This window comes from Rothia sp. ND6WE1A (genome assembly GCF_001683935.1).
In the GTDB taxonomy this organism is placed as follows: domain Bacteria; phylum Actinomycetota; class Actinomycetes; order Actinomycetales; family Micrococcaceae; genus Rothia; species Rothia amarae.
This window is the reverse complement of sequence record NZ_LXTU01000056.1, coordinates 1-12,950: the sequence shown is the minus strand read 5'-3', so window position 1 is coordinate 12,950 and position 12,950 is coordinate 1. Positions and strand designations below refer to the sequence as shown.

The 12,950-nt window shown below is 50.9% G+C and carries 12 protein-coding genes; 7 read left to right on the top strand and 5 right to left on the bottom strand.

What is annotated here, in order from left to right; all coding sequences use genetic code 11:
- Positions 1 to 57 precede the first annotated feature (57 nt).
- The gene (locus A7E48_RS07415) at positions 58 to 570 is read right to left on the bottom strand and encodes a DoxX family membrane protein (protein WP_068171605.1); all 513 of its coding nucleotides are present in this window, start codon (positions 568 to 570) and stop codon (positions 58 to 60) included.
- A 225-nt stretch (positions 571 to 795) separates the two neighbouring features.
- Here A7E48_RS07415 and A7E48_RS07410 point away from each other — a divergent pair, with 225 nt between their 5' ends.
- Entirely contained in the window at positions 796 to 1,449 is a 654-nt protein-coding gene (locus tag A7E48_RS07410; protein ID WP_068171601.1) for a sigma-70 family RNA polymerase sigma factor, read from the top strand.
- A 1-nt stretch (position 1,450) separates the two neighbouring features.
- Positions 1,451 to 1,720: a mycothiol system anti-sigma-R factor gene (gene rsrA / locus A7E48_RS07405; RefSeq protein WP_068171600.1), complete on the top strand. Its 270-nt coding sequence runs from the start codon at positions 1,451 to 1,453 to the stop codon at positions 1,718 to 1,720.
- 97 nt (positions 1,721 to 1,817) lie between these two features.
- On the opposite strand, the gene A7E48_RS11600 is transcribed toward rsrA, so the two are convergent.
- The 3 genes from A7E48_RS11600 to A7E48_RS07395 form a co-directional block, all read right to left on the bottom strand.
- Entirely contained in the window at positions 1,818 to 1,892 is a 75-nt protein-coding gene (locus A7E48_RS11600; RefSeq protein ID WP_369796768.1) for a 50S ribosomal protein bL37, read from the bottom strand.
- A gap of 146 nt (positions 1,893 to 2,038) precedes the next feature.
- Positions 2,039 to 2,638 (bottom strand): GDSL-type esterase/lipase family protein, encoded by a 600-nt coding sequence (locus A7E48_RS07400; protein ID WP_068171598.1) that lies wholly within the window; start codon positions 2,636 to 2,638, stop codon positions 2,039 to 2,041.
- 190 nt (positions 2,639 to 2,828) lie between these two features.
- The gene (locus A7E48_RS07395) at positions 2,829 to 6,569 is read right to left on the bottom strand and encodes a multifunctional oxoglutarate decarboxylase/oxoglutarate dehydrogenase thiamine pyrophosphate-binding subunit/dihydrolipoyllysine-residue succinyltransferase subunit (protein ID WP_068171595.1); all 3,741 of its coding nucleotides are present in this window, start codon (positions 6,567 to 6,569) and stop codon (positions 2,829 to 2,831) included.
- Positions 6,570 to 6,877: 308 nt separating this feature from the next.
- Between A7E48_RS07395 and A7E48_RS07390 the strand changes: the two genes are divergently transcribed.
- The 5 genes from A7E48_RS07390 (at position 6,878) to A7E48_RS07370 (ending at position 12,237) form a co-directional block, all read left to right on the top strand.
- On the top strand, positions 6,878 to 8,215 hold the full coding sequence (locus A7E48_RS07390) for a hemolysin family protein (RefSeq protein WP_068171593.1): 1,338 nt from the start codon (positions 6,878 to 6,880) through the stop codon (positions 8,213 to 8,215).
- Positions 8,215 to 9,309, top strand: a complete 1,095-nt coding sequence (locus A7E48_RS07385) for a hemolysin family protein (RefSeq protein WP_068171590.1) — start codon at positions 8,215 to 8,217, stop codon at positions 9,307 to 9,309. Before A7E48_RS07390 ends, A7E48_RS07385 begins: the two co-directional genes overlap by 1 nt.
- A gap of 173 nt (positions 9,310 to 9,482) precedes the next feature.
- Positions 9,483 to 10,442, top strand: a complete 960-nt coding sequence (locus A7E48_RS07380) for a metal ABC transporter solute-binding protein, Zn/Mn family (protein ID WP_068171586.1) — start codon at positions 9,483 to 9,485, stop codon at positions 10,440 to 10,442.
- Between the two features lie 2 nt (positions 10,443 to 10,444).
- Complete coding sequence (locus A7E48_RS07375) at positions 10,445 to 11,329, top strand: metal ABC transporter ATP-binding protein (RefSeq protein WP_083147282.1); 885 nt, start codon at positions 10,445 to 10,447, stop codon at positions 11,327 to 11,329.
- Positions 11,326 to 12,237: a metal ABC transporter permease gene (locus A7E48_RS07370; RefSeq protein ID WP_068171583.1), complete on the top strand. Its 912-nt coding sequence runs from the start codon at positions 11,326 to 11,328 to the stop codon at positions 12,235 to 12,237. The genes A7E48_RS07375 and A7E48_RS07370 overlap by 4 nt, the downstream gene beginning before the upstream one ends.
- A 169-nt stretch (positions 12,238 to 12,406) precedes the next feature.
- Here the strand turns inward: A7E48_RS07370 and A7E48_RS07365 are convergent, their stop codons facing one another.
- Positions 12,407 to 12,841 carry a Fur family transcriptional regulator gene (locus tag A7E48_RS07365; protein WP_233126031.1) on the bottom strand — a complete coding sequence of 145 codons (435 nt, stop codon included), beginning with the start codon at positions 12,839 to 12,841 and terminating at the stop codon, positions 12,407 to 12,409.
- Positions 12,842 to 12,950 lie beyond the last annotated feature (109 nt).

Below are 12,950 nucleotides of genomic sequence, written 5' to 3'. Positions count from 1 at the left end.
CGCAATAAAAAGAAGCCTCGCCCAAGAAAGGACGAGGCTTCAAACGCTCACCTGCTATTAGTGGCTGAAGATGTCATCTGACTTATCTTTGAGGTCAGAGGTAATCTGACCGGACTTCTTAGCAATAGTGTTACCGAGCTTGTTGGCGCGCCAAACGAGGGAAGGGTTGCCGTCGGTATCCACTGCGGTGATTGCAATGGCACCCAGTAGAGAACCGTTGGTCAATGCAGAACGGGAGCGAGCTTTCTTATCTTCCTTGGTGTTTGCCTCGGTAGCAGCGTACTCAACATATGCGTTGGTTGCGCCGGTAGCCAGAAGGACGACGGAAGAAAGGCGGGGGAGCTTACCTAGGGCAAACAAGCTACCAGCAGCTACCTGAGTAGCTGCAAGTCCCTGACCAAGGAGCTGCTCTTTACCCTTGAGGACGACCAACTGAGGAGCTGACTTAGAAGCGAGGCTAATAGCCTTCTCCAGGTGGCTGTAGTCGTTGGAGTTCTTCAGACGATCAACGCCTGAAAGTACAAAGCTTGATGCAAGTAGGGGGCGTGCTAGTTTACGTACCAGTGACATAATGTTCCTCCCAGCTGACTTTCGCCAGCCATCTCGTAGTTAATTTACTACCTATAATAGTAAGCACGCGAAGTGATTTTGTCATGCGATGACGCGCGAAGAGCATGATAAGGAATATTTTTTGCAGACGGTTTGTTGATGTATTCAAGATATACCTATCATCAACTCAATAGCTTTCTCACCCCCAGCGGAAGCACTCCGCTTACTCAGATAAGGAACAGCTGAATGACAGCACAGCATCTCACTGAATCAGTGGGGAACGTGTCTGAAGAATCTGACGTTGATGTTACACACGAAACGACGGAAGAACGCCGTGCGCGCTTCGAACGAGAAGCGATGCAATATGTGGATCAACTGTATGCTGCTGCTTTACGCATGGCACGAAATCCTGCGGATGCAGAAGACCTGGTGCAAGAGGCATATACCAAAGCGTATTCTTCATTCCACCAGTACAGGCCAGGGACAAACCTCAAAGCGTGGCTGTACAGGATTTTAACGAATACCTACATCAACCTGTACCGCAAACGTCAACGTGAGCCTCACCAATCGCACACCGATACGGTGGAAGACTGGCAACTCGCGCAAGCGAGTTCCCATGACTCTAAGGGCCTCGAATCAGCAGAAGCTGAAGCACTCAGCCGATTGCCGGATGACGACGTTAAACGGGCGCTTCAATCTATCCCCGAAGAATTTCGAATGGCGGTCTACTATTCCGATGTCGAAGGATTCTCATATAAAGAAATCTCAGGCATCATGAACACGCCCATCGGCACCGTGATGTCACGCCTACACCGCGGGCGAAAGCTTCTCCGGGATTTACTGGCAGACTACGCCGAAGAACATGGCATCAAATATCAAACAGCTCAGAAGGGAAAATAAGATGACAGAGAAGGAGCAACATCCTTGTTCAGAAAAGCTTGGTCATATTTATGAATACCTCGATGGCACACTCTCCTGCGAAGAATTGCAGGAAATGGACGACCATCTCAAGCACTGCGAACACTGCGCCAGTGAACATGACCTCGAATGCGTTATCCGTTCGGTCGTGAAACGCTCTTGTTGCGAACCTGCACCTGAGAATCTCAAAACTAAGATTTGGGAACGCATTTCAGCATTGCGCGAGAACCAGCATTCTGCCGCAGGGCATTAGCTGAAGTAGCGCTCACGGCAAACGAGGGAGCCCCGCAAAAAAAAAGAACAGGCCCTGAGCTCAAAAAGCTCAGGGCCTGAAAAGTATTCAAGGTACCTTAAGAATTAGGACGCTTACCGTGGTTAGCGCCATTCTTACGACGGTCCTTGCGCTTACGACCGCGCTTGCTCATCAGAGCCTCCTTATAAATTCAATGCCAACAGTGATACCGTTCGCACTATAAATGTTCTCGAAAATTTCAAGACACTGCCGTCCATTTTCGCACAGTCAGACAGAAATTTCATCTGAGACCGCACAAAACAGCTGAACAGTGAGCCGTTAGACAGGTTCTGGAAGGTTGAGCCAGCTGTACCAGCCTCGATGTAAAACGAGCCAAGCCATCAAACCGTAGCCTGACTGACCTGGGCGCCCGTCGTTTGCCGCGAGATCATTACGCCACTGCTCATGGTGAAGAAGCGGATTAAAAGTATCTACGTAGACGTGATTTCGACGGGTCACTACATCCGCGTAGGCTGCGTTTAGATCTGCAATACGGCGGTTGCGTTCGGTATCGAGCGTGGGCGGAGGACCAACTACCAAAACCTTCACATTGTTCTGCGACGCCATGTCCACCATATTGGCGAGGTTCAGACGACTCCGGGCGCTGGTGATATCCAAATCCACATCAAAAGTAGAAGGAGCAATAACCAAACGATTGTCTGCGCCTTGACCAAAACGACGGCTCGCTTCATCGAACCAACGAGCGTTAAGCAACTCGGTACCTTCGCCAGGTGCCGCCAAATTATAGGCTGCCACCGGAGCGGTATTCTGCGGAGTTCGTGCAAGCACCCGGCCAAACCAGCCAAGCGCGCGGGGATCTCCAATACCCGCCAAAAGGTCATCGCCCACGGCAACTAGTCTAATATTTCGCTGATCCACTGAGAATCTTTCTGTCAAAAGTATGGAAAACGGGAAAACCGTTGATGTCCTCGTTTAAGAATAATCGTACTCCACGGGAGAAACCTCCACTTTAGGGTACAAATCCTAGAAAAGTATTTCCCTCATAAATGATGCTGTGCCACTAAGACACTATTGGTCTCAACGGCACAGCGACCATCACCGAGAAAACTTAGCCTTCAAAAACGTCCGCAATCAAGCTTTCTAGCTCAGCTGCGTGGCGCTTGCCGGTACCCGCTGCAGGAGATGCTGCCGCGCGGCGTGAAGCCAGGCGAACCTTCACATCCAATTCAGGCACCAGATTGACGGCAATGAAAGGCCACTGACCCTGGTTAGCAGGTTCGTCCTGTGCCCAGACAATATCCTTGGCATTGGGATACTTAGCCAACTGTGCTTGAATCTCATCCACGGGAAGCGGATAGAGCTGCTCCACGCGGATGATTGCAGTGGTCTTATCGCCGGACTTCTGGCGCTCTGCTTCCAAATCGTAGTAAAGACGACCGGAAACCATGACCAGGCGCTGAACCTCTTCAGCCTTCAGATTGCCGGTATCTTCGAGAACCGGCTTGAACTCACCCTGCGTGAAATCCTCAACTGAAGACGCCGCTGCCTTCAAGCGCAAAAGCTGCTTGGGGGTAAAGACAACCAAAGGCTTATGAGGGCGAGAGTGCGCATGGAAGCGCAACAGGTGGAAGTACGACGCCGGGGTAGAAGGCACAGCAACGGTCATATTGTTCTCCGCGCAGAGCTGCAGATAACGTTCCTGACGTGCAGACGAGTGATCCGGTCCCTGACCTTCAAAACCGTGGGGCAAAAGCAGAACCAACGATGAACGCTGAGCCCACTTCTGTTCTGCCGAAGAAATAAATTCATCCACAATGGTTTGAGCGCCGTTGGCGAAGTCACCGAACTGAGCTTCCCACAGCACTAGCGAGTCAGGACGTTCTACGGAGTAACCGTATTCGAATCCCATCACGCCGTATTCAGAGAGGAACGAGTTATAGATATTGAACTGTCCCTGGTTCTCTGAAAGATGCTGCAAAGGATTCCACTCAGCGTCCGTATTCGCATCGTGCAAGACAGTGTGGCGCTGCACGAAGGTGCCGCGCTGAACATCCTGACCGGACATACGCACGTTAATGCCTTCGAGAAGCAAAGAGCCAAAGGCAGCAAGCTCGCCAAAGCCCCAGTTGATGCCACCCTCAACAGCCATCTTCTCGCGCTGTTCCATGAGCTTCTTCAACTTCTTGTGGGGCTCAAAGCCTTCGGGGAAGTTGACGAAGGACTCACCAATGCTCTTGAGCGTTTCTGCAGAGATGCTGGTGGATTCAGGAACGTTGACAGCATCTTCACTCTGCTGAGCAGCGGGGCGCTCAATGTTAGAGACAGCCGCAGCATCTGCAGTCACGAGAGGCGCTTTGGAGGACTGTGCTTCGTGAGTCTCCGTGAAAATCTGCTCCAGGCGCTGCTGATAATCCTTAAGTGCTCTCTCAGCTTCTTCCTGAGTGATATCTCCGCGACCAACCAAAGATTCGGTGTAAATCTTGCGGGTCGAGTTCTGCGCGCCAATCATTTTGTACATCGAAGGCTGAGTCATCGAAGGATCATCGGCTTCGTTGTGTCCGCGACGGCGGTAGCACAGCAAGTCGATAACGACGTCCTTCTGGAACTTCTGGCGGTACTCAAATGAAAGCTGACCGGCGCGAACTACAGCTTCAGGATCATCTGCATTCACGTGGAAAACAGGTGACTGAATCATACGGGCGACGTCGGTTGCGTAGGTTGAAGAACGACCATCGGAGGGGGTAGTGGTAAAGCCCACTTGATTGTTGACGATAATGTGGACGGTACCACCCGTCTTGTATCCCTCAAGCTGGGACATCTGTAGGGTTTCCATCACAACGCCCTGACCTGCGAATGCGGCATCACCATGAACCAATATGGGAAGCACGGGGAAGGGGTCGGTGTTACCGGCCTCAGCCAAGCTATCTTGCTTAGCTCGCACAATACCTTCTAGAACGGTGTTAGCCGCTTCAAGGTGAGAGGGGTTAGCTGCAAGATAAACCTGAGTCTGGTTGCCGTTATCAGAGGTGAATTCACCTTCGGTACCCAGGTGGTACTTCACATCGCCTGAACCACCTGTGAGGCGGGGATCCATTTCACCTTCGAATTCACGGAAAATCTGAGCGTAAGACTTACCTGCTATGTTGGTCAAAACATTCAGGCGTCCACGGTGAGCCATGCCGATACCTACGCCGTAGAGACCAGCATCAGCTGCTTCAGAGATAACCGAGTCCAACAACGGAATCAGTGATTCGCCGCCTTCGAGCGAGAAACGCTTCTGTCCGAGGTACTTCGTCTGCAAGAAAGTTTCAAAAGCTTCAGCAGCATTCAGCTTGCCTAGAACACGGAACTGCTCTTCGCGGGTGGGCTTGGTGTACCCATTTTCCAGTTTGGTCTGGAACCACTGACGTTCTTCAGGGTTCTCAATGTGCATATATTCCACGCCAATGGTGCGGCAGTATGCCTCGCGCAACAAGTCCAAGATCGTGCGCAATGAGAGGAAATCCTTGCCTCCAAAACCACCGGTGGGCCAGAAACGGTCAAGATCCCACAGGGTTAGACCATAGTTTTCCAACTGCAAATCCGGGTGCGAGAGCATCTCATAACCCAGTGGATTGGTCTGAGCTATCAAGTGACCACGCACGCGGTAGGCGTGGATGAGCTGCTGGATACGAGCAACCTTAGAAACTTCTGATTCAGGATTGACTTGGTTGTCTACTGCCCAGCGGACGGGCTCAAAAGGAATACGAAGGTCTTCAAAAATCTGGTCGTAGAAACCATCTCCACCGAGCAAGAAGTGCTCAATCTGGCGGAGGAATTCACCGGAACCTGCGCCCTGAATAACCCGGTGATCGTAGGTGGAAGTCAAGGTCAGAATCTTTGAAACGCCCTGGCGAGCAAGAGTCTTTTCTGAGGCTCCGCGGAATTCAGCGGGGTAGTTGAGTGCACCAACACCCACGATGCATGCCTGACCCTTTGAAAGGCGAGGCACCGAATGGACGGTGCCAATGCCTCCGGGGTTAGTCAACGAAATGGTCGTTCCACGGAAATCTTCAATGCCCAACTCGCCCTTGCGACCGCGCTGTACGATGTCGTCGTATTCTTTCCAGAACTGAGAGAAACTCAGCTCTTCAGCACCCTTGACGTTGGGTACGACGAGGTTGCGCGAGCCGTCGGGGCGGGGGATGTCGATAGCCAACCCGAAATTGATATGCGCGGGGTGAATGGCAACAGGCTTGCCCTTGTCATTGGTTCCATACAGAACGTTCATGGACGGAATGGCTGCTGCCGCACGAATTACAGCGTAACCAATAATGTGGGTGAACGAAATCTTTCCACCGCGGGTGCGCTTGAGGTACTCGTTGATGGCTACACGGTTATCGATAAGTAGCTTGGCAGGTACAGCGCGAACCGTAGTTGCGGTAGGGACCTCAAGGGATTCCTCCATGGTGGTAACAACCGCTTTAGCAGGACCGCGCAGTGGAACTTCTTTGTCCTCGGCAGGTTCTTGGTTCTTGGATTCCTCAGAGGAAGGCTTGGGCTCAGTAGCTTTGCGAGGGGCAGGAACCGTTCCGGTCTTGGACGGGCTAGCCTTCTCAACCGTCGGAGAAGCGGACTGGGTAGCTGACGCCGTGGGCGCAGTTTTCTTCGCCGGTGAAGACTCTGCGAACTCCTGAGAAGCTTGAGACTCGGAGGAGGAAGACTTCTCACCCTGCATCTGCTCGAAAATGGGCCACCACTTCTTTTCTACTGAGTTCTTGTCTTGCTGAAATTTTTCAAAAAGCTCTTCAACGAGCCATTCGTTACCAGCGAATTCTTCGGGCACCTGGTGCTCTGAAATATTGGGCACAGTTGCTACGCCTCTTCCATTGTGATGATGAAGTATTTCCAGAACCACACGACTCCGCCGTATAGAGGGGAGCTCGATCTGAAATTATTTTTTATGCGAAGACCTCTGTTCGGTTCCTCGCATACTTATTTTCAGTTTAGTAACTTTTTACCCTAACTTTCTACTCTCTCGCTTCGTTAACGAAAGATGAATTCCCCAGAGAGCTGAATATTAGTGATGAAGCTCCGTCTTGTTGTCTATACAGGAATTTTCTAGCGCTCTGAGAAATCATAGATGTAGCTTTTTGAGCGCTGGTAATATTTCATGGCATGGAATGGATTCTGCTTGTCGTTGGTATATTACTGATTTTTGGAACCGGATTTTTTGTGGCAGTGGAATTTTCCATGGTTGCGCTGGATCAGAGTTCTGTTCAGCAAGAGATTAATAAGGGTGATAAAGCTGGCGAAAAAGTACTTGCGTGTCTGAAATCCCTGTCTACGCAGCTCTCGAGTTGCCAGATTGGTATTACTATCACCACGTTGCTTACAGGCTATACCCTGGACTTTGCGATTCAGGATTTAGCGGTAGACGCTATCTCAAGCTGGGGCTTGCCGGAAAATATCGCTCGTATCATGACCCTTATTTTGGCTATGGGCATTGCAACCCTGCTGTCCATGCTTCTAGGCGAGCTCATTCCTAAAAACTTGGCAATCGCTGAGCCCTATCGGGTGGCACGTCAGCTAGCTCCCTGGCAACTAATGTTCACCAAGGTGATGCACCCGATTGTGCATGTATTGAATGGTTCAGCGAATAAGATTCTGCATCTCTTTGGGATGGAAGCTAAGGAAGAACTTTCCGGTGCTCGCTCTCCAGAAGAGTTGTCATCGATGATTAAGCGCTCTGCAGAGCAGGGCACGCTTGATCAGGATACAGCTCGATTTGTGGATAAGACTTTGTCTTTTGCTGAGCTTACGGCAGCGGATGTGATGACTCCGCGCCGTAAAGTCACCATGTTGGAAGATACTGTTCCCGTTTCCGAAATTATTGAGGCTGCTAAGGCTACCGGCTACTCTCGTTTCCCCCTCTATCGGGAGGACCAGGACAACGTGGTCGGAGCAGTACACGTGAAGAAGGCTGTCAGCGTTCCAGCCGATGTGCGTGAAACGCTTGAGGCAGGCACGCTGATGGAAGAAGTCATCAAAGTCCCTGAAACCCTGCACCTTGATGCGCTACTTCTTCAGTTGCGCGAAGGTGCGTTGCAACTCGCCATCGTCCTTGATGAGTACGGCGGAACCGCTGGCATGACCACACTCGAAGACCTAGTAGAGGAAATCGTGGGTGAAGTCTCTGACGAGCACGAACTCGCTGGAGTGGAAGAACGTCCGCTCATGCTGGGGTCAGGAGATTGGCTATTTTCTGGTCTCTTGCGCCCCGATGAAGTCAACGAATATATCGATGTTCTTGAAATCGAAGACGATCCCGCTTATGAAACCGTAGGCGGATTCCTCATGGACCGGTTGGGGCGAATTCCCGAAACAGGGGATGACCTTCCCCTTGAAAATGGCATTCTCAAAGTTGAAGCCATGGAACATTGGAGAGTGGACCGCATCCGCTATATTCCCCATAAACCTGAAATTCTTGAAGCCGCACGTGGAGGTGCACAGTAATGAGTGACTGGACAGCCCTAGGACTTCTGGTATTGCTCCTTGCCGGTAACGCCTTCTTTGTGGCGGGGGAGTTCGCCATCATGTCGACTCGCCGCTCCCAAATGGAACCGCTTGCCGACTCAGGCAACAAAAGGGCGCAGACCGTTCTGTATGCCCTAGAACATGTATCGCTCATGCTCGCTACCTGCCAGCTGGGTATTACCGTTTGTTCTTTGTTAATTCTCAATGTCTCCGAACCAGCTCTGCACCATCTGGTGGCCGGGCCCCTAGAGCATCTGGGCATTCCTCTCGCTGTAGCAGATATTGCTGCTTTCTTGATTGCACTGATTATCGTCACTTTCTTGCACGTTATTTTGGGGGAGATGGTTCCCAAGAACGCTGCTGTGTCCTTGGCATCTGAAGGTGTTGCACTATGGATTGCTCCGCCTTTGGTTCTGCTCTCGCGTATCTTCCGTCCCATTGTCGGATTCCTCAACTGGGTAGCTGACCACACGTTGCGCTTGATGAAGGTGGAGCCCAAATCTGAGGTATCCTCCACTTTTACCTTGGATGAGCTTCAAAATATCGTGGCGGAATCAACTGCTGAGGGAACGGTGGACGACGGATCCGGCGTCCTCTCTGGCGCATTGGAGTTTTCCGAAAAGAACGTTGAAGAAATTATGGTTCCTCGCGAGAAGCTAGTGACTTTGAAGTTCCCCTGCTCGCCTATGGATCTTGAGAGCCTGGTGGCTCATACCGGATTCTCTCGATACATCATCGAGGATGCCAACGACGGCACCTACATGGGCTATGTCCACATCAAGGATGTGCTGGGGATACCCAAGGAGCGTTCGTCGCGGACTATTCCTTGGTCCAAGATCCGTCAGATGTCGATTGTTCAGCCAGGGGTAGATATCGATGATGCTCTGGCTATCATGCAGCGAAACCGCGCCCATATCTCCCACGTAGTAAGTCAACAAGGGGAGTCGCTAGGCGTGCTATTTCTTGAAGACATTTTGGAAGAGCTAGTAGGTGAAATCAAGGACACTACACAGGAGCATGTGCGCCGTCGTGAGGCAGCTTCTGTTCGGGCAGGAAGTTCGGCTGCCGATTAGAGCTAACTCTCGTTGATTTTCGGTTTCGTAATTTATTTCATTTTATGATGGTGCCCCGCAAGAAGCGGGGCACCACTATTTTGGTGGAAGATTCACTCAGGGAATTGCGAACCATTCGCTCTAAGGAGTATGTTAGTTGAGAATCGTTTTCAAAAATAGTCTGGAGAATATCCGTGAAACTCGTCCTTCGCAGCGTAGCTCTCGCCTCTGCAGGTGCCTTAGCGCTCACAGGATGCGGACCTCAGAATTCTGCCTCTAACTCGAAAGACGACGTCGTGAAAGTAGTAACAACTACTGACGTTTACGTCGATGTCGTACGGCAGATAGCAGGGGACAAAGTCGAAGTTACTTCCCTCATCTCATCCACCAGCCAGGATCCCCACTCCTATGAAGCAACCGCTTCAGACCGCTTGAAAGTCAAAGATGCGGATCTTGTGGTGCTCAACGGCGGCGGTTACGATCAATTCCTCGAAGACATGGCAGGCACCGATAACCCAGACCAAAAAGTTGTCAATGCAGTAGAGGAATCAGGACTATTCTCCGAAGAAGAGATAAAGGAACTCACTGAGGGCCATCAGCATTCTGAGGGGGAAGAACATACTCACGATCATGGCTCCCTCAACGAGCACGTTTGGTACAGCCTGGATGCCATGAAAAAGGTATCTGAAGCAGTAGCAACAGAACTTAAAGCTGTGGATTCTACAGATGCGGATACTTTTGCGAAAAATAGCGAAAGCTTTGAAGCTAAGCTCGACACCTTAAAGAAAGACGCCGAAAGTCTAAATGCAAAAGGTAAACACTTTATTGCTACGGAGCCCGTACCTAATTACCTCTTGCAGACAACCGGCATGGAAGATGTCACCCCAGCAGATTTCACCGCAGCGATAGAGGACGGCTCAGATGTAGCTCCACTAACATTGCAGGAAATCAAAGACCAACTCGCTAACGGTTCTGTTAACTTTCTGGGTTACAACGAACAAACCTCATCCAACCAGACCAATGAAGTGCTCAAAACCGCTCAGGAACACCATGTAGCCAACGCATCATTTTATGAAACCCTCCCTGAAGGCAAGAGCTACGTAGACTGGATGAACGATAATATTTCCAACATCAAACAGGCTGTTGATCAATAAGTATGAACCCACAACACCCCCGGATTTCCCAGGCATCTATCGCTGTCCACAACGGTGAACTCTCCTTTGGCTCCCGCAAACTATGGAGTGAACTGGATTTGACGATCCAGCAAGGGGAGTACTTTGCAGTGCTTGGGCCCAATGGCTCTGGCAAATCTACTTTTTTGAAAGTGGTGTTAGGGCTAACCCAACTCAACAGCGGTAGCATTTCCGTTCTGGGTTCACCTGCTAAGACTGGCAATCCAGGAGTTGGCTACATTCCTCAGCAACGTCCGCTACCTACTAATGCGCCTCTGCGTGCTCGCGATTTTGTGGGCTTGGGAATCGACGGGCACAAATGGGGGATTCGTGTAGGGAACAAGAAGCAAAACGCTGTGATTGACCAGCTTCTAGAAGCTGTAGGCGCAACCGAATACGCCAAGGTTCCCATTGGATTACTCTCTGGTGGGGAGCAACAAAGGCTGCGTATCGCGCAGGCCCTAGCCAATGATCCTCAGATTTTGTTGGCAGATGAAGCGTTATTATCTCTGGATTTAAATCACCAGTACGCGGTCTCTGATTTGATACACCGCTATAACAAAGAGAAAAATGCCACCGTGGTGTTCGTGACCCACGAAATCAACCCTATTATTGATCATGTCGATCGGGTGCTCTATCTAGCCAACGGTCGCTTCACCGTGGGAACGGTTGAAGAGGTCATGCGCAGTGAAGTGCTCTCGGATCTTTACCAGATCCAAGTTACCGTGATTCGAACCAACGGCCGCTACGTCGTCGTGGGAGGTGACGCCAATGCTCCTCTGGATATCAGCGCAGGCGACATTGCGCACCCCCATTGCAGCGACCACGGGCTTGGTTCAACCTACGCAGAGCGGGAGATTCGCGCATGATTCATCTAATAGGTGCACTCACTGCCTCTGAATTTTGGTCCAAAATTTTTGTTTTCGACCGTTACGGAGAATTGGTTCAGCTACTGAGCCAGTCAATATTGGCTGGTGCGGTACTGGGGGTTATCGGTGGCTTTGTGGGGATGTTCGTGATGATGCGCGACCATGCCTTTGCGGTGCACGGTATCGCTGAAATGTCTTTTGCCGGTGCTGCCCTCTTCTTGCTACTAGGATTTGACGTAGTCACGGGATCGCTGGTGGGTTCTATTGCTTCGGCTATTCTCATTGGGTTGTTGGGTGTCAAGCGTAGCGAATCTAACTCTGTCATTGGTGCCCTGATGCCCTTTGGCCTCGGGCTGGGCATTCTGTTTCTATCGATGTATGAAGGACGAGCAAACAACAAGTTTTCGCTGTTGACTGGGCAGATTGTATCGGTGGACGATTCACAGCTTCTGGAAATGATCATCGGCGCCGTCATCGTAGTGGTGGCTCTGACTCTAGTCTGGCGACCGCTAACTTTCGCTTCTCTTGACCCTGAGGTGGCACGTGCCAAAGGAGTTCCGCTTCGCGCACTGTCGTTGCTGTTTATGGTGATTTTGGGTATCGCCGTTGCGCTGTCTGTGCAGGTAGTGGGTTCTTTGCTCGTGCTAGCCCTACTGATCACGCCCTCTGCGGCGGCTCTGCAAGTAACGTCGTCACCGCTGAAGGCTTTGATATTTTCGGTGCTATTTGCAGAGATTTCCATGGTGGGCGGCATGCTGTTGGCTCTGGCAGGATCCCTTCCTATTAGCCCCTACGTTACGACCATCTCGTTCATCATTTACGTGCTGTGCAGGATTGTAGCCGGAGTACGAGGACGTCATAGCGCTTCTGGACGAGGCGAGACGCAACCTCAGAAGATTGCTGCTTAAAGTCTTATTTGGGGGTGCTCGAAAGATAAAAACCGAGCAAGCACCCAACGCTGAATAAACCTTCTTGCATGCCTGGCTAGAGCTCGCAAATGCAATTCAGACCAGTCCAAGCTTGTTCACCGTACCGGTGTGCTTGGTCAGTTTCTTACCGATTGTTTGCATAAAATCTCTAGTGAGTAGTCTTAGCTCTCTTTTGACAGTCTGCGCATATTCCAGTGACTTCAATGACGTGATCGATATCCGCAAAACCAAATTTCTCACCGATTTCGTGCGCCCACGATTCTAAGTCCGGAACTTCTAGCTCTTCCGCTGCTCCGCAATTTCTGCACAATAGGTGGTGGTGATGGTGCTCCACAGCGCACTGGCGATAGATAGCCTCGCCGTCTTCCGTTTTGAGCACATCCACCTCGCCCTGCTCCGCCATCGACTGCAGAATTCTGTAAGTAGTCGCTAATGATACCGATTCGCCGCGGTTCACCATCAACAGATGAAGATCCTGCGCAGAGATGAAATCTTCAAGACCTTCTATGGTTGATTTCACTGTGCGACGTTGCTTTGTATTACGAATCTCGGGTTTAGGAGATGAACCTTGTGTTGAAGCCACGAAAGAATCCTTTGGTACAACGTACATAAATCGTCCCTAACCTTACACCAGCGCTCCAGCATATGGCGGGGTGTTTCTTGAAAGAGCAAATATCGTCTCAGGCATTAAG

What these genes read in the sequence shown, in the direction of transcription:
- A7E48_RS07415 (WP_068171605.1), bottom strand. Translation starts at nt 570, where the DNA reads ATGTCACTGGTACGTAAACTAGCACGCCCCCTACTTGCATCAAGCTTT.
- A7E48_RS07410 (WP_068171601.1), top strand. Translation starts at nt 796, where the DNA reads ATGACAGCACAGCATCTCACTGAATCAGTGGGGAACGTGTCTGAAGAA.
- rsrA (WP_068171600.1), top strand. Translation starts at nt 1,451, where the DNA reads ATGACAGAGAAGGAGCAACATCCTTGTTCAGAAAAGCTTGGTCATATT.
- A7E48_RS07390 (WP_068171593.1), top strand. Translation starts at nt 6,878, where the DNA reads ATGGAATGGATTCTGCTTGTCGTTGGTATATTACTGATTTTTGGAACC.
- A7E48_RS07385 (WP_068171590.1), top strand. Translation starts at nt 8,215, where the DNA reads ATGAGTGACTGGACAGCCCTAGGACTTCTGGTATTGCTCCTTGCCGGT.
- A7E48_RS07375 (WP_083147282.1), top strand. Translation starts at nt 10,445, where the DNA reads ATGAACCCACAACACCCCCGGATTTCCCAGGCATCTATCGCTGTCCAC.
- A7E48_RS07370 (WP_068171583.1), top strand. Translation starts at nt 11,326, where the DNA reads ATGATTCATCTAATAGGTGCACTCACTGCCTCTGAATTTTGGTCCAAA.